Below are 23,502 nucleotides of genomic sequence, written 5' to 3'. Positions count from 1 at the left end.
GATCAGGGCCCGGCCGGCTCGGCGTTGTAGCCCGCGCGGACGGAGACCACCAGGACGGCGCCGTGCGCGGGGTAGGCGTCGGCGGCCAGCCGGTCGCGGCCGTACTGCTGCCAGTCGACGTAGTACCTCGTCCGCACCGTCGGGTACTTGAGCGCCACGTCGTGCAGAGCGGTCCCGTCGTCGAGGTACGGGAGGTGGGGTGCCTGGGCCACCTGGACGGTCGCCGTCGGCCGGCCGCCGTTGCCCCTGGCCTCGGCGGGGACGACGAAGTCGTCCTTCAGCGGCAGGGTGTACTGCATCCAGGCGACGTTCGGCCGCGCGGCCGCCACCGCGGTCTCCTCCGCGCTCGCGCCGCCGCCCGGGCTGTGCGCGTAGGCCAGCGCCTCGACCAGCCCGCCCTCCGTCCCCGCCCGGTTCGGGACCTCCCCGGCCCGCCAACCGGCGGCGGACAGCGCGGTGTCGACCTGCCGCAGCCGCTCCTTGAAGTCACCGTCGAAGGCCGAGTACACCGTGACGGTCCTGGTGCAGGTCACCGGGAGCCAGGTGTCCCGGGTGATCGCGAAGCCGTGGTCGACGGTGTCGGTCTCGCAGACGTCCGCCACGGTGGCGCCCAGGCGGGTGGCCCACGGCAGGGCGGCGCCCAACTGACCGAGCTGGCCGTCCAGTCGGGCGCTCACCACGCCTCCCGCAGCCCGGGCCGCCGCCGACCGCGCCACCTTCTCCACGTCGGGCTGCGGCTCGGGCCGCAGGCTCAGGTACCCCCAGACGGCCACCCCGGCGACCGCCGGCAGCACCACCATTGCGACGGTCCCGCACCCGCGCGACCCACTCCCCCGTTCGTCCGGTGCCCGGCCCGCAACCGGCGACGGGCCGGTCCGGTCCGGTGCCCCGCCGACCGGGAGTGACGGAGCGTCAGTTCGCTTCGCCCGCAGTCGATCGAAGCCCTTCGAATAAATGACCGGAGCATCCCGGCGATTACTGGTAGCTTCCGTGACGTGCCGAAGCTGAATCAGATCATCGCCGTCGAAAAGGGCGTCAAGTCCAAGTCCTTCCAGGAGCTCACGCAGGCGCACCACGACCTGCAGAAGCCCGCCCTGCTGGCCGGCATCGCCCGGACCTACCAGCCGAAGGACGAGGAGGGCGAGCAGTTGCCGCCCGAGTCGACCCGGGTCCAGGTGAAGGCCGAGGACGTCCTGCGCAGCACCGCCGCGACGCTGACCCGGCTGTTCGACGTGACCGCCACCAAGGACTGGGCGAACCGGACGGCCGCCGCCGACGTGGTGGTGGACGGCACCGTCCTGCTGGCCGCCGTCCCCGTGCCGTACCTGCTCTTCCTGGAGAAGCAGCTCACAGACCTCTACACCTTCGTCCGCAAGCTGCCGGTGCTGGACGCCGCCGAGTCGTGGAACCTCGATCCGTCGACGGACTCCTGGAAGACCGACGCGGTGCGCACCATCCGCACCAAGAAGGTGCCGCGCAACCACGTGAAGGCCGAGGCCACCGAGAAGCACCCGGCCCAGGTCGAGGTGTACTACGAGGACATCCCGGTCGGCTACTGGACGACCGTGAAGTTCTCCGGCGCCCTGCCGGCCCGCCGGGTCAACGAACTGACGGAGCGTCTGGAGAAGCTCCAGCAGGCCGTGAAGTTCGCCCGCGAGGAGGCCAACAACGCCGAGGTCTCCGACCAGCGGGTCGGCGACGCGGTGTTCGGCTACCTGTTCGGGTAGCCCCACGATCGCCCCCCGTTCGAGCGGGGGGTGCGCTGAAGAGCGCAAGCTGAAACTGATGTTGAAGCTGACCACGGGATGACAGTGGGGGTTCGAATCCCTCCCCCGGCACCACACGGGCCGGGGTGGCCCAATTCGGTAGAGGCACATCCCATGAATCTCAGATTCTCGCTCCAGTCTCAGTATTCGCCGCCGATCACCGGATCGACCGGGAGCGGACGATCTTCGACGGATGCGGGTTCAAGTCCCGCCTGCGCCTCTCACCGTGGCGCGGTAGTTCAACGGCAGAACACGTCGATCTCAGAATGATCCGCCCCCTTCAACGTGCCGGTGTGCGCAATTGGGTGGCATCTCAGGGGCCCGGGAGCTGGATACGTTCCCGGGTCCCGTCACGTTCCGCCCCGTTCGGGGCGCGGTGGGCCCTCGGCCCCGGCTTGGATCCGGCGCACGCCTGCGCCTCCGCCACTTCATGGCCGAGGAAGCACCCGACGAGATCCGGGCGGCCGTCCATGCCCTCCTCGCCCGCTGAGCTCAGCGCTGTGGCAGGCCGAGCAGCTCGGCCCGGTCGAGGCGGGCTGCCAGCACCTGCTCCCGCTGCTCGGCCATCTCGGCCAGCACCGCGCGGCGCTCGCGCTTGCCGAGGCGGTCGATGTAGAGCATCCCGTTGAGGTGGTCGGTCTCGTGCTGGAGGCAGCGGGCGAAGTAGCCGGTGCCCTCCAGCACCAGCGGCCTGCCGTCGATGTCGGTGCCGCGCGCCACCGTCCGGTCGGGGCGGCCGAGTTCGCGGCGCGGGCCGGGCACCGAGAGGCAGCCCTCGGTGGCGTCGGCCAGGCGGCGCTCCTCCTCGGCGGGCTGGTCGAGCACCGGGTTGACCAGGTGGCCGACGTGGCGGACGCCGTCCTCGTCGCGGCAGTCGTAGACGAACACGCGCAGGTCGACGTCGACCTGGTTGGCCGCCAGGCCGACACCGGCGGCGGCGTACATGGTGGCGAACATGTCGTCCACCAGGCGGGCGAGTTCGGGCGTCCCGAACTCCTCGACCGCGCGGCAGGGCCGGTGCAGCACCTCCTCGCCCACCTCGGTGATCCGCAGGACGCCGCCCCGGGCCGCCTCGGGCGCGCGCTCGGGGTAACTGTCGACGGGCTCCCCGAAGAGCCGGACCCGGCGGTCGGTGGCGGTGCTGGAGGAGGTCATGGTTGCACCTTTCGGACGGGCTCCGGCCCGGCGGGTCGCAGGGGAAGCGGCGGCGACGATCGTATCGACTCCGCCGCTTCGCCCACGACCCGTGGGCCCCGGGCGGGGAAGGGACCAACGGCCCGTCCCCGCCCGGACCGGTCAGCTCGCCGAGGCCTTGCGGCCGCGGACCAGGCCGACCGCGACGTCCACCACGACGAACGCCGCCAGCGTCACGCCGAGCACGGGCAGCGCCCAGCCGAGTGCCACCGTCAGCGGGATGCCCAGCACCAGCGCGGTCACCGGGAGGCGCCGCCAGACGCCGCGGGCCGGGGCCTTGCCGAAGCGGGCGGACCGGTCGGCGCGGGTGGGGCGGCGCTGCCACCACATCCGGTAGCCGAGGACGGTGATGACGCTCAGTCCGATGGCGAGGGCGGCCAGCACCAGCTGGTTGGCGAGGCCGAAGAGCCGGCCCATGTGGCCCTGGACGCCGAGCTTGGTGAGCTTGGAGAGCACCGGGTACTCGGACCAGTTGGTCCGGGCGGTGACGGTGCCGATGCCGTTCTTGACGTCGACCGCGACCCGGTCGTAGTGGACCGGCCAGGTGTTGTCGGCCTGCGCCACCGTCCAGGCCTTGCCCGCCTTGGCGGGCGGTGTGACCGTCACGGTGCCGCCGAGCCCGGCGGCCCGGGCCGTCTCGAGGGCGGCGTCGAACGACGCCGGGTCGGGCTCGGCGGGCCCGGCCGCCGTGCCCGCGCCCGCGCCGTGCTCGGCGTGCTCGCCGCCGGAGGTGCCCGTGGTGGCCGGCTGGGCGCCGGGCAGCGTGGTGTTGAGCTTGGGGGTGCGGGCCTTGGCCGCGTCCAGCAGCTGGCCGAAGCGGTCACCCGCGTACTGCGACCAGGTCATGCCGGTGGCGGAGAGGAAGACCAGCCCGAGCGCCAGCCAGACGCCGGTGACGGCGTGCCAGCTGCGGGTGCGGCGCACGCCCTTCGCGGCGCGGTCCGGCACCAGGACGCCGCGCACGTTCGCCGCGCGCTGCCCCCGGGCCCGGCCCAGCCAGAGCGCGAGGCCGCCGAGCACGACCACCCAGAGCCAGGTGGCGGCGGTCTCCGAGTAGAGGCGGCCGAAGTCGCCGAGGTGCAGGTTGCGGTGCAGGTCGTCCAGCCAGGTGCTGAGCGGGGTGGACCCGAACCAGGTGACCAGGTCGCCCTTCACCTGGGAGGTGTACGGGTCGACGTAGACGGTGAGCTGCTTCTCCCCGAGCTCGGGGAGGGAGAGCACCACCTGGGTGGTGTCCTCCGGGCCCGCCGGGGTGATCACCGAGGCGAGTTCGCCCTCGGGGTACGCCTGGCGGGCGGCGGCTATCTGCTCGGCGAGCGGCCGGACGGCGTCGCCCGGCTGATCGACCGTCAGCCAGCTCTGGTAGATCAGCCGGTCGAGCTGCGGGGTGAAGGTGTAGAGCAGTCCGGTCACGGCCGCGACGAGCAGGAACGGCGCGATCAGGATGCCGGCGTAGAAGTGCAGCCGGGCCAGCAGCGGCCTGACCTCCCGCCAGGAGCGGCGGGCGGGCACGGTGCCGTCCGCCTCCGGGGCGGAGGCGTCGGACGGCCGGTTTTCGGTTGTCGAAGACATGGTGATGTGTCCCCTGGGGTCGCGCGCCCGGTCATACGGGCGCGGGGCAGGCGTCGGGTGTGGTCGCTCGGGCCGCCCGCACACGGGCGGCCGGGCCCGACGCCCGAGGGGACGTCAGGCCCGGGCGGGCGGCGGCCCCCTGCGCGGCAGGGAACGGGCGATCAGCACACCGATCGCGTGGTGCACCGGTTCGGGGAAGACCGGCCGGGGCGGGGAGGGGAGCGCGGGGGCGGCGAACAGCGCCGCCAGGAACGGGAGGCGGGGCTTCGGCAGGAGGGCCGCGAGGCGGCGCAGCAGCCGGCTGCCGTGGAGCAGCGCCACGGCGCTGGTGACGGTGGCCACCGCATGCCAGGCGGCCATCGAGCCGTGCATCGCGTGGACGGCGGTCATGCCACCGCCGTGGCCGGACATCACCATCCCGGGCATGCCGGCCATGTCACCCATGCCGACCATACCCGCCATACCCGCCATGCCGAGGTCGTGGCCGGATCCGCCCGGACCGCCGGAGGGCATGGGGGCGAGCCGGTGGAAGCATTCGTGGAGCGCGAGTTGGAGGCCTCCGAGCACCACGACGGCGGTCTCGAAGCGGCGGCGCAGGCCGCTGCCCGCGAGCACGGCCCCGGGCACCGCCAGGACCGCGAGCATCACCAACAGGACACCCGCGCGAGGCAGTGCACCCCCGGCGGCGGCGTGGGCCGCGGCAGCCGGAAGCAGGCAGGCGAGGGCACCGAGCAGGCTCCAGCCGGCCCGCTCCCCCAAGCCGACCGGTCTGCGCACGGGCTCAAGGTACCGGCTCCCCGGACGGTACCCCCTCACCCGTCCCCGCCCCGCTCCCGGCCACCGGCTGGTGGGGGCATCGCCAGGTATACGGAGGAGAGCGGCAGTTGAGGGCCCGCCGGGCCGGGTGGAGGGCGCACGGGGACCCGCCGTGTCGTCCGTCACAGTCGCCGCCACCCCCTCCGGACCGCCCGAGTCACACCGATCGGCGCCGGGAGTGCTCCCTGCCCCGGCCGCAGGAGGGTGCGCCAGTAGTACCAGAGACCGGGCCCGGGGAGAATCCCTGCGGCACGCCCGGTGCGAAACCGGTTGCCGGTCGGGCCCGTCGCTTGAGAGCCTGCGAGCTCCCCGCGACTGCGACGAGGCTCGGATGACGATCTACTTCTACGGTGCGGACGAAGTCCCGTACGGCTGCTTCTCCAACTTCTCCGCGCACGAGCTGGAACTCGACGGGCACCTCTGGCCGACCTCGGAGCACTACTTCCAGGCCCAGAAGTTCGCCGGCACCCGGCACGCCGACCTCGTCCGCAGGGCCCGGACACCGCTGCGCGCGGCCGAGTTGGGCCGCGACCCGTCCAAGCCGCTCCGGCGTGACTGGGAGCGCGTCAAGGACGACGTCATGCGCCGCGCCGTGGCGGCCAAGTTCCGCACGCACGCGGACATCCGGGCCGTGCTGCTCTCCACTGCCGACGAGGAGATCGTCGAGGACACCGGCACCGACCACTACTGGGGCCGCGGCCGCACCGGGACCGGAAGGAACATGCTCGGCCGGATCCTGATGCGCACCCGCACCCAGCTCCGCAGCGAGGTCCGGGACCTGACTGTCCGAGAGGGTTCGTAGGCTGGCCGACGCACCGATCGACCGGAGGTTCCCGTGTCCAGCCATCCCGACGTACGCGCGCTCCGGGGCCTGCTGGCGCCCTGCAGGCGGAGCGCCGAGGAGGCCCCTCACGACGTGGCCCAAGTGGCGGATGCCGAACGGCGGCTCGGGCTGCGGCTCCCCTCGGACTACGTCGCGTTCCTGGAGACCTACGGAGCCGGCGGGATCGGCGGGGACCCGCTGTGGGTCCCCCCGCCCCACCACGCCCCCGGGGGTGACACCGTGGTCGGCTCGGCCGAACTCTTCTGGGAACAGGCCCCCGAGTCCTTCTCCCACCTGCTGCCCGCCGAGGTGAGTGCCGGCATGCTGCTCCGGTGGGGCTTCATCGAGGACGGCACCCACCTGTTCTGGCTGATGACGGGCGACGACAGTGACGTCTGGCCCATCGCCGAGCTCTACGAGGACGGCGGCCCTCTCACCGTCCACGAGGGCGGGTTCGCCGCCTACGTGCGGCGCTGGTGCACCCCGGCCTCCGGCCTCGCCCAGGAGGCGACGCGGTTCGTTCACTGGCGCGAGTACGAGCACCTCATGGACCAGGGGCTCGACCCTTCGACAGGCCTCCCCTGGGGCGCCTGAAGGGGCGATGCGGCGCGGGATCCGGGACGGCCCGCGCCGCGTCCGGTCCTGTCAGCCCCAGTCCTGCAGCTGCTGGAGCAGGCCGGCATCGCCCTCGATCCGCACCGAGTCGGCCGGGATGCGCATGTACATCAGCAGGGCGATCTCGCTCGCCGTGCCGTGGATGGCGGCGGTGGGCTTGCTCTCGGCGGCCTCCGCCGCGGTGAGGCGGGTGAAGCGGGAGCCGGCGGCGTCCACCGTCTGGCGCCAGGAGCCGGCCCCGGCGGCGTGGTAGTCCATGGTCGCGGGGTCGCCCGGCCACGGGACCGTGACGGTGCAGACGGTGGCGAGGAACTCCTCGATGGCGTCGGCCGCCTCGATCGCGGGAAGCTCCTGCGGGGCGCCGGAGGCCAGTTGGGCGTCGTAGGTGTGGATCAGCGACTCCGGGACGCGGCGGCGGGCCACGGCGGCCACCGTGTGCGGCGAGGCCAGCGGCTCCCACCAGGCCCAGCAGCCATGGTCCGGGCCGGCCTCGCGCAGCGCCGTGGTCAGCTGCTCCGTCGAGTCCGCGAGCCAGGCCGCGAGGGCCTCGCGCTCCCTGGGCGCCGCCAGTCCGTCCTTGCTCGGCCGCTCGTCGCCCGGCGCGGTGGTCCGCACGATGTGGGCCCAGAACCGGTCCCCCTCGCTGAGGTGGTTCGCCAGGTCGTACAACGTCCAGCCCGGGCAGGACGGGACGTCGGCGTCGAGGCTGGGGGCCTCGGCGACGGCGGCGCGGAACGCGGCGGAACGCTCGTCGATCATCCGCAGCAGGGTGGGGAAGTGAAGGTGCTCAGTCACGCAGACCTTGTATCACCCGGCCCGGCAGTCCCGCACTCGATTTGAATCCCGGAGGAGACGGCCTCACGGGGCTCCCACGGCGGGACGCGACCTCGGCCGAGGCCCTCTGACGGTGTGTCGGATCGCGGACGGGGCCGTGCCGGAGCCGTGACACCGAGGTGGCAGCATCTGCCGGATGACCAAGATCAAATCTCCCCGGGTGCTCCGGTCGCTGCTGCCGGCGGTGCTGGTGGGGGCCCTCGCCGTCGGCGGCTGGTACTGCTACGCCTGGGTCCTGCCGGGGCGGGCCGGGCCGGCCAACTCCGACAAGGTGTCGAAGGCGAGCGGCATCGCGCGGACGGAACTGGACCGGCGCCTGGCCGAGACGCTCGCCACCCTGCCGGGCCACCCGGAGCTGCTCGGCGACGCGACGCTGGACCGCTGCCTGTGGTCCGGGTCCTTCGAGGGCGCGAAGGCCGGCGAGATCAACTGCCAGCGGATGCAGGCCCGTTACGTGGCCGTCGAGGGCGCCCCGGCCGAGGTGGCGGGGCAGTGGAAGGCGGCCCTGGAGAGCCGCGGATGGAGCGGCAGCAGCGCGCCACTGCCGCCCGGCACCGGCTACACGGCCGTGCGCGACCACTACAACGACCCGTCGAACCAGGACTTCCTGTCGGTCACCCTGGTCGGCGACCGCGCGTCGATGGCCCTGCTCGACAACGACATACCACTGGGGGGCTTCTCCGAATACCGCCGCGACCTGAAGGAGTTCGGCGACCGGGGAGCAGCCGAACGGGCCCTCGCGGCCGGGCGTCAGGTCGTCCAGCTGTCCATGGCCCGCACCTACTACTTCGAGGGCCCGCGCCTCTACCTGACGGACTGAAGGACTCGGCCTCGCCGGGTGCCGCAGGGCCGGTGACGGTGCCTCAGGCCGGGGCCAGGAGGGCCAGGGCGGCTGCGGGGTCCAGGCCGCCGCAGGCCCGGCGGACGGCGGAGTCGTGGGCGGCGGCGAGGGCGTCGAGGCGGGTGAGGCGGGTGCGGCCCTGGCGGGAGAGGTGGGCGGTGATGCGGCGGCGGTCGTGGTCGCCCTGGCGGCGGTAGACCAGGCCGGCGTCGGCGAGGGCGTCGACCAGGCGGCTGAGGCTCGCCTGCGGGATCAGCAGGGCCTGGGCGAGCTCGCCCATCGGGTGGCCCTCGCCGTCGGCGAGGGCGCGCAGGACGCGCCACTGGTCGACGGTGCAGTCCTCCTCGGCGAGGGCGGCGGCCAGGCCGGTGGTGAGGCGGCGGTGGGCGAGGGCGACGAGTTCGACCAGCAGGGGGCCGCCCTGCGCCACGGTGGCCTCGGCGGTCTCGTGCGCGGTCATCCGGAGCTCCCGTTCTGCCGGTCGGTCGGCGGGGCGCCCCGGGGCCGACGGTCGGTCGGCGGGTCTTTCCCGGGGCCGACATCGCGACCATACTCGCACCGGTGATGCTGGATGCGAGGCTGGTCGACCCGCTCGACGCGCTGCACGCGGAACGGACGGACGCCGTCTTCCGGGTCGGCCTGGTCGTGCCGCAGTCCGGCCTGCTCGGGCTGACCGGTCCGTCGGCGCTGGAGGGCGCCCTGCTCGCCGCCCACGAGGTGAACGCGCGCGGCGGGATCCGGGACCGGCCGCTGGAGCTGGTGCTGGTGGACGGCGGCGGCACACCCGCGGCGGTGACCGGCGCGCTGCGCCCGCTGCTCGCGGCCGGGGCGCTGGACGCGCTGGCGGGCTGTCACACCAGCGACGTGCACCGGGCCGTGGAGGCCTTGGCCTCCGGTCGGCTCGCCTACGTCTACACGCCACCGCACGAGGGCGGTGCGCGGCGGCCGGGCGTGCTCTGCACCGGCGTCGACCCGACCGCGCAACTGTCGTACGGCATCGGAGCGTTGACGGAGCGGTACCGCCTCCGGCGGTGGGCGCTGATCGGCAACGACTACATCTGGCCGCGCTCCGTCCACCGGGCCGCCGCCCGGCTGGTGGCCTCGGCCGGTGCCGCGGTGACGCTGGAGCGCCGGGTGGGCTTCGGCGCGGTCCGGCTGGAGAGCGGGGAGCTGGTGGAGGCGCTGGGCACCGCCCGGGCGGACGCGGTGCTGCTGAGCCTGGTCGGCCGCGATCTGGTGGAGTTCAACCGGGCCCTGCGGCGCAGCGGTCTCGATCGCCGACTCGTGCGCCTGTCACCGGCGTTGGAGGAGAACGGCCTGCTGGCGCTCGGCGGCGACGAGACCGGGCTGCTGTACGCCGCGATGCCCTCGTTCTCCACCCTGGCCGAGGAGGCCCGGCAGCAGCTGGGCGAGCGTCACCGCGTGCTGTGCGGCCCGTCGGCGCCGGTGCTGGACGCCTACGCGGTGGGCCTCTACGAGGGCCTCCACCTGCTGGCCGGACTCGCGGGCCCGGCAGGCGGCCTGACGCCGCACGGCCTCGCGCGGGCCGCCGGACCGCTGCTGCGCCGCAGCGTCCACCTGGCCCGCGCCGAGGGCCCGGGCTTCACCGTCCTGCACTGAGCAGGAAGCCCGGCGGAAACCCTTCCATCTGGAAATAGTTGGCCCTACTGTCTGCTCCCATGACCGAGACATCCCCGTCACGGGACATCGAGAGCTTCGGCTACCGGCAGGAGCTCCGCCGTTCCCTGACCTTCAGTGACCTGCTCGTCTACGGGCTGGTGTTCATGGTGCCGATCGCACCCTTCGGCATCTTCGGCGGCGTCTTCCAGGGCTCCGGCGGCATGGTCGCCCTGGCGTACGTCCTCGGCATGGTGGCGATGATGTTCACCGCCCTCTCCTACGCCCAGATGTCCCGCGCCTTCCCGATGGCCGGCTCGGTCTACACCTACGCCGGGCGCGGCATCGGCGCCCCGGTCGGCTTCCTGTCCGGCTGGATGATCCTGCTCGACTACGTCCTGGTACCCGGCCTGCTCTACCTGATCGCCGGTGTGGCGATGAACTCGCTGGTGCCGTCGATCCCGGTCTGGCTCTGGCTGGTCGGCTTCGTCCTGCTCAACACCGCGGTCAACTACCTGGGCATCGAGACCACCGCCCGGGTCAACAAGGCCGTGCTGGTCGGCGAACTCCTGGTGCTGGCCGTGTTCGTGACGGCCGGTGTGGTCGCGCTGGCCGCCGGCAAGGGACGCGGCTTCGACCTCACCCCGCTGTACGACCCGCACACCTTCTCCTGGAGCCTGGCCTTCGGCGCGGTCTCGATCGCGGTGCTCAGCTTCCTCGGCTTCGACGGCATCTCCACCCTGGCGGAGGAGAACCGGGACTCCGCCAAGGCCATCGGCCGCTCGATGGTGGCCGCCCTGCTGCTGGCCGGCACCCTGTTCATCGCACAGACCTGGGTGGCCTCCCTGCTGGTCACCGACCCGCAGGCGCTGATCCGGGACGGCGACCCGAACGGCACCGCCTTCTACGACGCGGCCCGCACCGCCGCCGGGGGCTGGCTGGCCACCCTGACCGCCGTCGCCACCGCCGTCGCCTGGGGGTTCGCCAACTCGCTGGTCGCCCAGGCAGCCACCTCCCGGCTGCTGTTCGCGATGGCCCGCGACCGCCAGCTCCCCGCCTTCCTGGCCAAGGTGCACCCCACCCGCCGGGTGCCGGTCAACGCCACCCTGCTCACCGCCGGGGTCTCCCTGGTCCTCGGGCTCTACACCGCCTCCCGCGACGACGGCATCACCCTGCTGAGCACGCTGGTCAACTTCGGTGCGCTGACCACCTTCCTGGTCCTGCACGTCGCGGTCGTCGTCCACTACCTGGTCCGCAACCGCAGCCGGGACTACTGGCGGCACCTGATCGCCCCGGCGATCGGCTTCGCGATCCTCGCGTACGTGATCGTCAACGCCGACATCGCGGCCCAACGCCTCGGCTTCGTCTGGCTGTTGATCGGTGCGATCGTGCTGGCGGGCCTGATGGCGACCGGCCGCAGGCCCCGACTGTCCGTCACCGAGACGACCCAGAGCACCGGAGACCCCGAATGACCACCGCGCCCGAGACCGTCCGCCTCTCCCCCGCCCCCGAGGACTACGCCTACACCTTCGGCGGCCGTCCCCCGCTGACCACTGTCCGGCCGGGCACCGTCGTGGAACTGACCACCGAGGACTGCTTCGGCGGCAAGGTGCGCGGCGCCGGCGACCTGCCCAGCCAGGTCTGCGTCTTCCCCTACCTCAACCCCGTCACCGGCCCGATCGCGGTGGCCGGGGCCGAGCCGGGCGACCTGCTGGCCGTGCACTTCGTGGAGATCACCCCGACCCGGGACCACGGCATCTCCAGCACCTTCCCGCACTTCGGCGCCCTGACGGCCACTCACCAGACCGCGATGCTGCACCCCGCACTCGAGGAGCGGGTCTGGATCTACGACCTCGACCTCAAGGCCGGGCTGTGCCACTTCCGGGCGCACCACGGCGAGTTCACCGTCGCGCTCCCGCTCGACCCGATGCACGGCACCGTCGGCGTGGCCCCGGCCGGCGGCGAGGTGCTCGCCTCCATCACGCCCGGCGCCCACGGCGGCAACCTCGACACCCCCGAGATGCGGGCCGGCACCACCGCCTACTTCCGCGTCAACGTGGAGGGCGGCCTGCTCGCCGTCGGGGACGGGCACGCCCGCCAGGGCGAGGGCGAGGTCTGCGGCACCGCCGTCGAGGCCGCCATGCGCACCACCGTCATCGTCGACCTGGTGAAGGGCGCGGGCCCGGCCTGGCCGCGCCTGGAGAACGACGGCTTCCTGATCACCACCGGCTCGGCCCGGCCCCTGGAGGACGCCTTCCGGATCAGCCAGCACGACCTGGTCGGCTGGACCTCGGACCTGCTCGGCCTGGACCAGCTCGACGCCTACCAGCTGGTCAGCCAGGCCGGTCTGGCCCCGGCGGCCAACGTCTGCGACACCAACTACACGATGGCCGCCAAGCTCCCCAAGTCCGTCCTCGGGTCCGTGCGGGCCTACGACGGTCTGCACGACCGGCTCCGGGAGACGGCCGCTGCCTACCTCCGCCACCGCTGACACCACGGCCCGGGGGCCGCCCGGACCCCGGGCCAACGGTTCGTCCAGGACCGACCGTTGGCCGCCCTGCGCCCTCCCCGGCCTGTTCGAGAGCTGTCCGCCAGAACCCCTACGATGACCGCCATGACTACTGGGGGCCCGGGCGGCCAGCTCGTCGACGGGCGCTTCGAACTGCTGGAGCGGCTCGGTGGCGGCGGCATGGGCCTGGTCTGGCGCGCCCGGGACACGGTGCTCCAGCGCGAGGTGGCGCTCAAGGAGGTCCGGCCACCGGACCCGGCGATGCTCGCGGCCGATCCGGCGGCCGCGTACGAGCTGCGCGAGCGGGTGCTGCGCGAGGCCCAGGCGCTGGCCCGGCTCCAGCACCCCAACGTGGTGATCATCTACCACATCGTCGACACCCCCGAACTCCCGCACCCCTGGCTGGTGATGGAGCTGGTGACCGGCGGCTCGCTGCACGACCGGATCGGCCGCGGCCGCCTCTCGCCGCCTGAGGCGGCCAGGATCGGCCGGGGCGTGCTCTCCGCACTGCGCGCGGCCCACGCGGCCGGCATCCAGCACCGCGACGTCAAGCCGGGCAACGTGCTGATGCGCACCGACGGCACCCCGGTGCTGACCGACTTCGGCATCGCCGCACTCAGCGGCTCGACCAGCCTGACCGCGACCGGCTCGCTGATCGGCTCGCCCGAGTTCATCGCCCCCGAGCGGATCCGCGGCCAGGAGGGCAACCCCTCCTCGGACCTCTGGTCGCTCGGCATGATGCTGTACGTCGCCGTCGAGGGCCACCACCCGCTGCGCCGCGCCACCAGCCTGGCCACCCTGGCCGCCGTCCTGGACGAGCCGCTGCCGCCGCCGGCCCTGGCCGGCCCGCTCGGGAACACGCTCACCGCGCTGCTGGCCCGCGACCCCGCGCTGCGGCCGGACGCCGCCGAGCTCGACCGGCTGTTCGCCGCCGCCGAGCAGGGTGTCGACGGCACCCTCGGCGGTGCCCAGCAGTGGCCCACCCAGCTGAGCGGGCCGATCCCCTACACGCCGACCCAGTTCAACTCCCCTGAGTACCCGTCCGGTCCGTCCTGGCCGTCCTCACCGCCCACCGGCCCGACGGGCTCCTCGGTCCCCACGCCGTGGCCGGGCGCCTCCGCCTCCGGCCCCCACGACCAGGTGCCGCCGCACTCGACCAGCGGTCAACAGGCGTGGAAGCAGCCGGAGTCGGGTGAGCAGCGGCGGCCCGAGCGGCGGCGCGGCGGCCCGGTGGTGGTGGCCGCCGTGGCCGGGGTGCTGACCGTCGGCCTGCTCGGCTGGTCGGTCAGCCACGGGTGGTGGAAGGCGGTCACCGGCAACGACCGCAAGGTCTCCGGCACGGCCCAGCAGACCGCCGGCCCGGGCAAGGGCGGCACCAGCACCGGCAGCACCACCGTCGGCGACCAGCCGACCGGCTCCAGCCCGTCGGCCACCGCCACGGGATCCACCAAGGCGCCGCCCGCCACCAACGCCGACGTGGACCTGCTGACCCCCCAGGGCGCCCGCGGTCTGGTCTCCTCGATCCAGGCCGTCACCGGCAGCACCGTGGTCACCGACATGTGGGTCTACCCGGACCACGCCAGCGCCAAGGTGGTCTCCAAGGACAACCCCAAGCGCTACGACGACGTGACCTACCGGGCCGGCAAGACCACCAGCAAGCCGGGCGGCACCCTGAGCGCCGGCGAGGACACCGTCGACCTCACGAAGATCGACTGGAACCAGATCCCCACCGTGATGGCCACCGCCCAGACCCAGCTCGGCGTCGACAAGGTGAAGTCCCGTTACATCCTGGTGGACTACGGCTGGTTCGCGAACGAGATCACCATCCGCTACTACGTCTCCGGCGAGTACGACGGCGGTGGCTACCTCACGGCGGGCGCGAGCGGCAAGATCCTCAAGGTGGTCAAGTCCTGACCGACCACGGCGGGAGCACCTCCGCGCACCAACTAGGGTGGACCTTTTCTGCACACCGGAGGGGTCTGTGGCGGGTTCGGGGGCCGAAGGGCTCAAGGGGGCCGAACGGGCCGGGGACGGCTCCTCCGCCGAGGTCCGGCTGACCCTGCTCGGAGCCGTCGAGGCGTCCCGCGACGGACAGCCGCTGCTGCTCGGACCGCCGCAGCGCAAGGCCGTGCTCTGCGCGCTGGCCCTGCGGCCGCGCCGGTGGGTGTCCGCGCAGAGCCTGCTCGACGCCCTGTACGAGGACGTCGCGCCCGCCAGCGGCGTGGCCGTCGTGCAGACCCATGTGGCGGGTCTGCGGCGGGTGCTGGAGCCGGCCCGAAGACCGCGCTCCCCGTTCGCCGTCCTGCTCTCCGGACACGGCGGGTACCGGCTGGAGATCGAGGACGGGCAGACCGACCTGGGGGTCTTCGACCGCCTGGTGGCCGAGGGCGAACACGCCCGCGACCGGGCCGACTGGGCGGCCGCCGACGCGCACTACTCCCGTGCCCTGCGGCTGTACCGCGGCGAACCGCTGGCCGGGCTTCCCGGCCCCTACGCCGCGATGTGGCGCAGCACGCTGACCGAGCGTCACCTGTCCGTCCTGGAGGACGGCCTCGAGGTGACCCTGGCCCTCGGCCGCACCGAACAGGCCGTGGAGCGCCTGCGGGTGCTGACCGCCGAGCACCCGCTGCGCGAACGCCTCCGGGCCCTGCTGATGCGGGCCCTGCACCTGGCAGGGCGTCAGTCGGAGGCGCTGGACGTCTACGCCAGGACCAGGCGGCTGCTGGTCGGGGAGCTCGGGGTCGAGCCCGGCCCGGAGCTGCGCGAGCTGCACCGGCGGATCCTCTCCGGGCCGCCGACCCTGCCCGACCGCGCACCCGGACGAACGACGGACAGCCGGGCGACGGACAGCCAGGCGGAAGGCGCTGCGTCGGCGATCCGGGCGAACGCCGCTCCCGCCGGGTCCGCACGGAAGGTGACGGGTCCGACTGCCGCCCACCCGGCCGGGCCGTCCGCCCTGGGCAACCCCGGGGCGACGCCGCTGACCGACCGGGAGGACCAGCTGGCCACCGTGCTCGCGCTGGCCGCCCGGGCCGGGGCGGGCGAGGGCGGGCTGGTGCTGGTCTCCGGCGTCCACGGCCACGGCAAGTCCCGGTTCCTGTCGGAGCTGGCCGGCCTCCTGCCGGGGGCCCGGCGGATCGACCTGGCGGTCGGACACGCGGAGTCCGCACCGGCCGCGCTGCTGCGCGCCCTCGGACATTCGGCGACCGCTCCCGCACCTGCCCTCGCTGACGGACCGTCGGCCGAGCAGCTCCGCCGGGCCCTGCTCGACGCCACCGGGAGCGCCTCCCCCGTGGTGCTGGTCGACGACGTCGCCCCTCCGGACGAGTCCGCCACCGCGCTGCTGGCGGAGCTGGCCCTACGGCTGCGCGGCTCCGGGGTCCTGCTGGTGCTCGCGGTCGAGGACCGCCCCTGGGAGCCGGCCCGGCACCGGGACGTGGCACTGGCGAACGCGGCCGCCGCGGTGCTGCACCTGGGCCGGTTCACGGAGCAGGCCGTCGCGGAACTGGTCGCGCGCAAACTGGGCGCGCCCGGGGCGGACGGGCTGGCGCTGAGCATCCATCAGGCCACCGCGGGGATCCCGCTGCTGGTGGCCGGCCTGGTCGCTGACCTCTGCGGCCTGCCCGCCCCCGACCACGTGCCCTCGCACGCCGCCGACGGCCACTACCTGCGGGCACTGGCCTCGATGCTGGACGCGTACTCGCCCGAACGGTCCCTGCTCCTGCGGGCGGTGGCCGTGCTGCAGGGGCACCGGCCGACGCCGGAACTGCTGGCGGCCGTCACCGAGGAGCCGCTCTCGACGGTGCGGGACCGCTGCGAGCGCCTGGTCACGATCGGCGTCCTGGCCTCGGCGGACCCGCCGCGGTTCCGCCACCCGGTGGTCGCCAACGCCCTGCGCTGGCTCTGCACCCCGGAGGAGAACGCCCGGCTGCGGGTGGCGGCGGCCCGGCACGCCCTGGTCTCCGGACACGGCGCCCGGCAAGCAGCCTCCTTGCTGGACGACCTGACCGGCCCCGGGTGGTCGGAGTGGACCGACGTGCACCTGGCGGCGGCCCGGGACTGCCTGCGGCACCACCAGGTGCCCGAGGCGCTGCGGCACCTCCAGGCGGCGCTCCGGATCGCCTCGCCCGCCCAGCGCGACCCCGTCCTGGTACAGCTCGGCCAGCTGGAGCTCTGGGTCAACCCGGCCGCCTCACTGGCCCACCTCCAGGAGGCGCTGCGGGACCAGCGGGCCGCGCTCCGGCCGCCGACCGCGCTCGTCCCGCTGGCCTGGACGATGGCCTCCCACCGGCAGGCCGGTGCCGCGCTCGCCCTGTTGACGGAGGTCACCACCGAGACCGAACCGCGCGACCCGGCGGCGGCCAGGGCGCTACGGGCCTCCGCCTGGATGGTGGCGGCGCTCACCCACGAGGGCTGGGCCGCGTACGTGGCGGCGCTGCGCGCCGACCCCTCGGCGGCGGACGACCCGGTGGCGGCGGCGGTGCTCACCTGGGACGACGCCTTCGGCGTGCGGTGCAGCGCGACGGAGGCGATGGCCCGCTTCCCGGCCGAGCACAGCGCCGACGGCGCCTGGGGCCGGCTGCCCGGGGAGGTGATCGGGATCCTCACCCACATCGCGATGTGGGCCGACGACCTGACCCTGGCGGGCCAGTTGAGCGACCTCGACGAGGACCGCCACTTCGGTACGGTCGACGTCTACCGCCGGATCGTCCGTTCGGAGGTCCACCTCCGCCAGGGCGAGTACCGGCTGGCCCTGGCCGAGTGCGCCCCGGTGGTCGGGCTGCCGGTCGAGCAGGTTCCGCGGCGTCCGGCGGCCCTGGTCGCCCAGTACGCCCACGCACTGCTCGGCCTGGGGCGGCTGACCGAGGCCGAGGAGTGGCTGGACGGTGTGGCCGAGCACGCCAATCCCGAGTCCTGGGAGTGGACGGTGGTGAAGTACGTCCGGGCGCTGGTCTGTTCGGCGCGCGGTCAGGCGCAGCAGGCGGCGGCGCACTTCCTGGACTGCGGACGCCGCAACTCCGCCTGGGGGCTGGACAACCCCGCCCACATCGCCTGGCGCAGCTCGGCCGCCGTCGAACTGATGCGGGTCGGCGCGGAGGCCCGCGCCCGGGAACTGGCCCTGGCCGAACTGGAGCTCGCCCGGCGGTGGGACACCCCGGTGACGCTCGGCCGGGCCTGGCGGGCGGTGGCCCTCACCACCGCCGGGGGCCCGTCGCTTCCACTGCTGGAACGGGCGGTCGACCTCCTGAGGGCCGGTCAGGCCGTGGGCGTCCTGGTCCCCGCCCTGCTCGACCTGGCCGCCGCCCGCAGCGCGGCCGGCCACCACGCCCAGGCCGACGCCCTCCTGACGGAGGCCCGCCACCTGGCCGAACCCCGGGGCATCGCCCTGCCCTGACGTTCTCGGGAGAGGCAGGAGCCGCCCTCCGGAAGGTGGTCATACCGGGGGCGCGGGGAACTGCGCGAATCGGAAGACACAGACCCGTGTGCCGGGTACGGAGAACCACTTGCAAGTGCAGGTCCGTACCCGGCACACGGGTCCGTTCCTTCCGCAGCGCGCAGTTCCCCGCGCCCCTGGGGTGACCACTTTCCACGTTGGGCGGTCGTTGAGAGCGTTTTCAGCGGGGTGGGACAGGCTGTTCCGGTGGAACGGGAATCAGGCGCGCAGCCGCCGCGCGGCGGCGTAGGCGGCGGAGCGGTCCGCCGCGAGGCGGTCGAGCGGGGCGGTGATGCCGGGCGGCAGCCGGAGCGGGTCGAAGTCGGGCTCGGCGGCGGGGGCCTCGGCCCGGGACAGGGTCAGGGTGCCCAGGGTGACGGTCCGTCGGGAGGTCCAGCGGCGGGTGGGGTCGTGCACCTCGTCCGGCCCCTCCGGAAGGTGGGCGAGGAGGTCGAAGCCGGCCGGGAGCTCGGTGGGCAGACCTGCCGTCAGGTAGTCCCGGGGTCGGGCCAGGGCCTCCTCGACGGTCAACGGGGGCAGCGGGCGGTGCGGTCGCAGACCGAGGCGGGCCCAGCGGGTGGTGCCGACGGCGTTCACCAGGCCGAAGGCGTGCGCCGAGTGGTACTCCAGGCCGGTGAAGCCGGCCGCCGGTCGGCCCTGCTGGGCCAGGGCCAACGCCTCGGCGGCCTCGGGATGGGCGGCCGCGTAGGCCGGGACGGCCGCGGGGTCGCCGGAGTTGGCGGCACGCAGGAACTCGACCATGTCGGCTCCGGTGCGCGCGAAGAAGACCGGCAGGGTGAACAGCACCAGGTCGAGGCCCCCGATCCGGACGGCCAGGCCGTGGTCGGAGGGTGCGCCGTCGTGGCCGTGCGGCCCGCCGAGGGTGCTGGAGAAGCGCGCGGTGGCGGAGGTGGCCGGGGCGGCGAAGAGCCCGGCGGTGCTGAGCGGCGGGGCGAGCGGGGAGGGCGTGAAGGTGCCCGCCGCCCAGCCGCCGCGGGCGTGCAGCAGCCGGTCGCGGGGGTCGGCACCGGTGGCCGAGGCGATCCGGTCGGCGAGCCGGGCGCCGTGGTCGGCGGTGGAGTTGCTGGTCATGGCCGTGACGGTAGGCGCGGGGCGGGGCCGGCGGATCGGTCACCGTATCGGTCGGGGCCGCGTGGTGAGGGAACGTCAGTGGGAACGGGGAGTGCGGAAATGAAGCTGTACGGGCGGGAGCGGGAGCAGGCCGAGCTGGCGGGGCGGCTGGCCGGGGCGCGTGCGGGCCGGGGGTCGGCCCTGGTGCTCTGGGGCGAGCCCGGCATCGGCAAGAGCGCGCTGATGGAGCGGGCCGCGGCCGGGGCGGAGGGCTTCACCGTGCTGGGCTGCCGGGGCAGCCGGATGGAGTCCGGGCTGGCCTTCGCCGCGCTGCACGGGATGCTCTGGCCGGTGGCCGGACGGATCGACGCCCTGCCGGAGCCGCAAGCGGTGGCGCTGCGCGGGGTGCTCGGCCAGGGCCGGGCCGGGGCCGATCACTTCCTGGTCTACGTCGCCGTCCTCACCCTGCTGTCCGAACTGGCCGCCGAGCGGCCGCTGGTGCTGCTGGTGGACGACGCCGCACAGTTGGACGACTCCACCGCCGCCTGTCTGGCCTTCGTCGCCCGTCGGCTGTCCGGCACACCGCTGGCGGTGCTGATCGCCTCGCACACCGACCCGGCGGCCGGGGGCCGCTGGGAGGGCCTGCCGGGCCTGGCCGTCACGGGGCTGGCCGAGGCCGAGGCGGCCCGGCTGGTCAGGGCCGGGCTCCCGGAGGCCGACGGGCCGACGGTGCTGCGCGCCGTCCGGGAGGCCTGCGGGAACCCGCTGGCGCTGCTCGAACTCCCCTCCCTGCTGGGCGAATCGGCGGAGCGTCTGGCGGTCGGTCCGCGCCTGCGGCACGCCTTCGGCGTCCGGACGGCCGAACTCTCCGCTCCCGCCCGGTCCCTGCTCCTGGTGCTGGCCGCCGAGGACCGGGGTGACCGGCACCTGGTGCGGCGGGCCGCCGCCGCCCTCGGGCTCGGCCCGCAGGCCTGGGAGGAGGCACGACGCTCGGGGCTGCTGACGGCCCGTGAGCAGGAGGTGGGGTTCCGGGCGCCGCTGATCGGGTCCGTGGTCTACGAGGCCGCGCCGTTCGCCGAACGGCAGGCCGCGCACCGGGCGCTGGCGGCCGCGCTGGGCGACGGCCCGGTCCACGGCGGGCTGCGGGCCTGGCACCTGGCCGCGGCGGCCGACCGGCCGGACGAGTCGGTGGCGGGCCTGCTGGAGGACGCCGCGCACCAGGACCGCGCGGGCGGTGGCGGTGCCTCCGCGACCCGGGCGCTGCTGCGGGCCGCCGAGCTCTCCCCCTCTCCCTCGGACGCCGGGCGGCGCCTGGCCCTCGGGGCGCTCAGCGCCTGGGAGTCCGGGCAGGTGGAGCGGGCCGGGGACCTGCTGGACCGGGCCGGCCAACTGGTGCCCGACGAGCTGGTCGCCGAGGCGAGCGGCGGGCTGGCGGGGCTGGCCGAGTTCGCCCACGGCGACCAGGAGAGCGCGCACCGGCTGCTGCTGCGCGACTCCCGGACGGTCTCCGAGCCGTCCCGGGCCCTGGAGTTGGCCGCCCTGTCGATGCGGGCCGGCTGGGCGGCCGGATCCCCCGAGCGGCAGGCTGCCGGGTTGGCCCGGGTCAACGAGCTGACCAGGGACGGCGGTTCGACCGAGGCGGTGGTGCTCGCGGAGCTGGCGCCGTGGTGGGGCACCGGCGGCTCCACCGGCCCGGTGCTCACGGACGAGGCGGTGGCCCGGCTGGGCGCGGTCTGCTGGCGGCTGGTACCGCCAGGCCCGATCGCGGTGGCCTGGGGCGCCGAACGGCCGGTGGCGGAGGCCTTCGCCCGCAAGCTCGCCGAGCTGCGGCGCGGCGACGCCGCCAGCGCGCTGGTCCTGACGGTGCCGCAGACCGCGACCCTGGACATCGTCTCCGGCCGCTGGGAGACGGCGGCCGCCAACGCCGCCGCGACGCTGCGGCTGGCCGAGGAGATCGGGGCCGGGCACGCCGCCTCGCAGTGCCGCAACTCGCTGGCCTGGCTGGCGGCGCTGCGCGGCGAGGACGGGACCGTCTCCGAACTCACCTCCGTCACCCTGGAGTTGTCGGTCCCGCGACGGGTACGGGCGCTGACTGCGGCCGCGTACTGGAACCAGGGACAGGCCGCGCTGTACGCCGGACGGGCGGAGGAGGCCCTGGAGCGGCTGGTGCGGCTGGCCGAGCCCGGCCACCAGGCGGCGCACCCCACCTTCGCGCTGCTGGCCGCCGCCGACACGGTCGAGGCCGCCGTCCGGGCGGGCCGGCCGGAGGCCGGGGCGGCAGCCTTCGCCACCCTCGCCTCCTGGGCCCGGCGGACGGGCGTGGCCTGGGCGGTGGCGGCCGCGCACCGCAGCGCGGCGGTGCTCGACGGCAGGTGGGCGCAGGAGTGCTTCGAGCGGGCGCTAGCCGTGCCGGGCGCGGCCGAGCGTCCGTTCTGCCACGCGCGGACCCACCTGCTCTACGGCGAGTGGCTGCGGCGGACGCGGCGGCGGGCCCGGGCGCGGGTGCACCTGGCGGAGGCGGCGGGGGTGTTCCGGGAGCTCGGCGCCGCACCACTGCTGGCGCGGGCCTGCGGGGAACAGGACCTGACGGCCGCTCAGGGCCGTCCGGCCGAGGAGGAGGGCGGCCTGACGGCCCAGGAACTCCGGGTGGCCCGCCTGGCCGCCGAGGGCCTGACCAACCGGGAGATCGCCGCCCGCCTCCTGATCAGCCCCCGCACCGTGGGACACCACCTCTCCAACGTCTTCGCCAAACTGGGCATCGTCGCCCGCACCGAGCTGGCCCGGATCGACTTCGCCAACGGCCTCCGCCTGGTCGCCTGACGCGGCCCTTCGGCCCGCAGGGCCGACAGGGGCGCGGGGAACTGCGCGCTGCGGCAGGCGACGACCCCTGTGCCGGGTACGGACAACCACTTGCAAGTGAGGCTCCGTACCCGGCACACGGTCTCCTTCTTCCGATTCGCGCCCACGCGGCGGAGCCGCACATCGACACGGCCCCGCGCCCCCGGTATGACCACCTACCCGTGCCTCATCCGCTCGGCCACAGCCGGCACAGCGGCGCGGCAGAGGCTTGATCCCGACTGATCCGGGCGAGCGCGGAGAGCAGTGGGCCCCGCCCTGCCGGGGCTCACCAGTGGGGCGGGGCCGAAGGTACGCGGCTCAGATCGGGAGGCTCCAGCCCGGCCCGTCCTCGGTGCCGAGCCAGACCCGCTGACCGGCCGCAGACACCGTGATGCCGAATCCGTCCTGGTGGGGCTGGCCCGCCGCCTGCCAGCGCTGAACCGCGCGCTCGACCGGATCCCACAGCCTCACAGCTCCGCGCTGGGTCACAGTCCACCCGCCAGCAGGGTTCGGTGCGGTGCGGGCCTGCGATCCGGTGGCCACGTCCCAGAGGATCTGTTGGGCTCCCACTCCCATGCGAACGGCTCCAGGCGCCGCAAGCTGGGCCACCCAAGCGCCCGTCCAGTTGTCGAGCGCGGCCGGGTCGACTCGGCTCGAGCGTTCCTCGCCGGGCAACAGGTCCAGCGCCGGCAGGGGCGGGCGGTCATGCGGTCGCGCGATCATGAAACTGGTGTAGCCAGGAAGGAACCGGCCGGTCGCCTCGCCAGGGCCGGTGACCGTGAGCAGCACGAGGGCGTTCGCATAGCTCCACCCGGAGAGGGTGACCAGGATTCGACCACCGGGCTTGACCTGGTGGAGCCACGGGAGCGGGATGTACCGGACCGCACAGGTGGCGATGAGGCGGTCGTACTCGCCCCGGTCGGGGTCTCCGCGCAGCCCGTCGCCGGTGATCAGGCGGGGCGCGTATCCGGCTGCCTTGATCGCGGCGGCTGCGGCCTCGGCTACGACCGGGTCGTACTCGATGCTGGTCACGTTGGCGTCACCGAGCCGGTGCGCGCCGAGGGCGGTCGAGTAGCCCGTGCCCGTGCCGATCTCCAGCACCCGGTGGCCGGCCTCGGCGTCGAGCTGATGCCACATCCGCAGCACCAGGGACGGCAAGGTGGACGACGACGACGGAGGGCCGGTCACGGTGTCGCCGGTGACGTCCTCGGGGCGGATACGGCCGTCGACCTGGGTGATCAGCGTCTCGTTGGAGTAGACCGACTCCAGCCATCCGGGATCGCCCTCGCGAACGGTCCGGTAGGTGGTGGGGACGCTCCCCGCGAGCGGGGCGAAGTACGCGCCGACGAACAGTTCGCGGGGGACGGTCCGGGCAGCGCTCACCCACTCCGGATCGGTGAGCGTGCCGTCCTCGATGAGGCTGGTGGCGAGGGCGGCACGGAGTTCGGCCGATGTGGTCACGTGTCAGGGCCTTTCGCTAGTGTCCTGAGTCCTTGATCCGTCGTTGGTCAGTGCATGGGACGTCCTGGGCCGAGGCTGGCCGAGCTGGTGTTGTCGGATCACGAGCGGCAG

At 74.4% G+C, this 23,502-nt stretch carries 18 protein-coding genes; 10 read left to right on the top strand and 8 right to left on the bottom strand.

The window, feature by feature from the left end:
* Window positions 1-2 precede the first annotated feature (2 nt).
* Window positions 3-800: a hypothetical protein gene (locus ACWCYY_RS15780; protein ID WP_449796312.1), complete on the bottom strand. Its 798-nt coding sequence runs from the start codon at window positions 798-800 to the stop codon at window positions 3-5.
* 195 nt (window positions 801-995) lie between these two features.
* Between ACWCYY_RS15780 and ACWCYY_RS15775 the strand changes: the two genes are divergently transcribed.
* The gene (locus ACWCYY_RS15775; RefSeq protein WP_345284574.1) at window positions 996-1,727 is read left to right on the top strand and encodes a DUF7873 family protein; all 732 of its coding nucleotides are present in this window, start codon (window positions 996-998) and stop codon (window positions 1,725-1,727) included.
* Window positions 1,728-2,258: 531 nt separating this feature from the next.
* Here the strand turns inward: ACWCYY_RS15775 and def are convergent.
* From def to ACWCYY_RS15760, 3 genes are all read right to left on the bottom strand, one after another.
* On the bottom strand, window positions 2,259-2,921 hold the full coding sequence (gene def, locus ACWCYY_RS15770; RefSeq protein ID WP_345284576.1) for a peptide deformylase: 663 nt from the start codon (window positions 2,919-2,921) through the stop codon (window positions 2,259-2,261).
* Window positions 2,922-3,062: 141 nt separating this feature from the next.
* Complete coding sequence (locus ACWCYY_RS15765; protein WP_449796311.1) at window positions 3,063-4,532, bottom strand: PepSY domain-containing protein; 1,470 nt, start codon at window positions 4,530-4,532, stop codon at window positions 3,063-3,065.
* A gap of 114 nt (window positions 4,533-4,646) precedes the next feature.
* Window positions 4,647-5,309, bottom strand: a complete 663-nt coding sequence (locus ACWCYY_RS15760) for a hypothetical protein (RefSeq protein WP_449796310.1) — start codon at window positions 5,307-5,309, stop codon at window positions 4,647-4,649.
* A gap of 370 nt (window positions 5,310-5,679) precedes the next feature.
* On the opposite strand from ACWCYY_RS15760, the gene ACWCYY_RS15755 reads away from it, so the two are divergent.
* Both ACWCYY_RS15755 and ACWCYY_RS15750 read left to right on the top strand, forming a co-directional pair.
* The gene (locus tag ACWCYY_RS15755; RefSeq protein WP_345284582.1) at window positions 5,680-6,150 is read left to right on the top strand and encodes an NADAR family protein; all 471 of its coding nucleotides are present in this window, start codon (window positions 5,680-5,682) and stop codon (window positions 6,148-6,150) included.
* Window positions 6,151-6,183: 33 nt separating this feature from the next.
* Window positions 6,184-6,765 carry an SMI1/KNR4 family protein gene (locus ACWCYY_RS15750; RefSeq protein ID WP_449796309.1) on the top strand — a complete coding sequence of 194 codons (582 nt, stop codon included), beginning with the start codon at window positions 6,184-6,186 and terminating at the stop codon, window positions 6,763-6,765.
* 51 nt (window positions 6,766-6,816) lie between these two features.
* Here ACWCYY_RS15750 and ACWCYY_RS15745 read toward each other — a convergent pair whose 3' ends face one another.
* Window positions 6,817-7,581: a maleylpyruvate isomerase family mycothiol-dependent enzyme gene (locus ACWCYY_RS15745; RefSeq protein ID WP_449796308.1), complete on the bottom strand. Its 765-nt coding sequence runs from the start codon at window positions 7,579-7,581 to the stop codon at window positions 6,817-6,819.
* 175 nt (window positions 7,582-7,756) lie between these two features.
* Between ACWCYY_RS15745 and ACWCYY_RS15740 the strand changes: the two genes are divergently transcribed.
* Entirely contained in the window at window positions 7,757-8,440 is a 684-nt protein-coding gene (locus ACWCYY_RS15740; protein WP_449796307.1) for a hypothetical protein, read from the top strand.
* A gap of 43 nt (window positions 8,441-8,483) precedes the next feature.
* Here ACWCYY_RS15740 and ACWCYY_RS15735 read toward each other — a convergent pair whose 3' ends face one another.
* Complete coding sequence (locus tag ACWCYY_RS15735; protein WP_380150414.1) at window positions 8,484-8,921, bottom strand: MarR family winged helix-turn-helix transcriptional regulator; 438 nt, start codon at window positions 8,919-8,921, stop codon at window positions 8,484-8,486.
* A gap of 104 nt (window positions 8,922-9,025) precedes the next feature.
* Between ACWCYY_RS15735 and ACWCYY_RS15730 the strand changes: the two genes are divergently transcribed.
* From ACWCYY_RS15730 to ACWCYY_RS15710, 5 genes are all read left to right on the top strand, one after another.
* A complete protein-coding gene (locus tag ACWCYY_RS15730) occupies window positions 9,026-10,081 on the top strand; it encodes an ABC transporter substrate-binding protein (protein WP_449796306.1) in 1,056 nt (351 codons plus the stop codon).
* A gap of 59 nt (window positions 10,082-10,140) precedes the next feature.
* Window positions 10,141-11,550: an APC family permease gene (locus ACWCYY_RS15725; RefSeq protein WP_449796305.1), complete on the top strand. Its 1,410-nt coding sequence runs from the start codon at window positions 10,141-10,143 to the stop codon at window positions 11,548-11,550.
* A complete protein-coding gene (locus ACWCYY_RS15720) occupies window positions 11,547-12,569 on the top strand; it encodes an acetamidase/formamidase family protein (RefSeq protein WP_449796304.1) in 1,023 nt (340 codons plus the stop codon). Before ACWCYY_RS15725 ends, ACWCYY_RS15720 begins: the two co-directional genes overlap by 4 nt.
* A 123-nt stretch (window positions 12,570-12,692) precedes the next feature.
* The gene (locus tag ACWCYY_RS15715) at window positions 12,693-14,501 is read left to right on the top strand and encodes a protein kinase domain-containing protein (protein WP_449796303.1); all 1,809 of its coding nucleotides are present in this window, start codon (window positions 12,693-12,695) and stop codon (window positions 14,499-14,501) included.
* 67 nt (window positions 14,502-14,568) lie between these two features.
* Entirely contained in the window at window positions 14,569-17,982 is a 3,414-nt protein-coding gene (locus ACWCYY_RS15710; RefSeq protein ID WP_449796302.1) for a BTAD domain-containing putative transcriptional regulator, read from the top strand.
* 258 nt (window positions 17,983-18,240) lie between these two features.
* Here ACWCYY_RS15710 and ACWCYY_RS15705 read toward each other — a convergent pair whose 3' ends face one another.
* On the bottom strand, window positions 18,241-19,113 hold the full coding sequence (locus tag ACWCYY_RS15705) for a catalase (protein ID WP_449796301.1): 873 nt from the start codon (window positions 19,111-19,113) through the stop codon (window positions 18,241-18,243).
* A gap of 99 nt (window positions 19,114-19,212) precedes the next feature.
* Here ACWCYY_RS15705 and ACWCYY_RS15700 point away from each other — a divergent pair, with 99 nt between their 5' ends.
* Window positions 19,213-21,912 (top strand): helix-turn-helix transcriptional regulator, encoded by a 2,700-nt coding sequence (locus ACWCYY_RS15700; protein WP_449796300.1) that lies wholly within the window; start codon window positions 19,213-19,215, stop codon window positions 21,910-21,912.
* A gap of 336 nt (window positions 21,913-22,248) precedes the next feature.
* Here the strand turns inward: ACWCYY_RS15700 and tgmC are convergent, their stop codons facing one another.
* On the bottom strand, window positions 22,249-23,391 hold the full coding sequence (gene tgmC / locus ACWCYY_RS15695) for an ATP-grasp peptide maturase system methyltransferase (RefSeq protein WP_449796299.1): 1,143 nt from the start codon (window positions 23,389-23,391) through the stop codon (window positions 22,249-22,251).
* Between the last annotated feature and the right edge of the window lie 111 nt (window positions 23,392-23,502).

The sequence above is a fragment of the Kitasatospora sp. NPDC001664 genome (assembly GCF_053596675.1).
The sequence above is the reverse complement of the archived record's forward strand: the minus strand, read 5'-3'. Positions and strand labels throughout refer to the sequence as shown.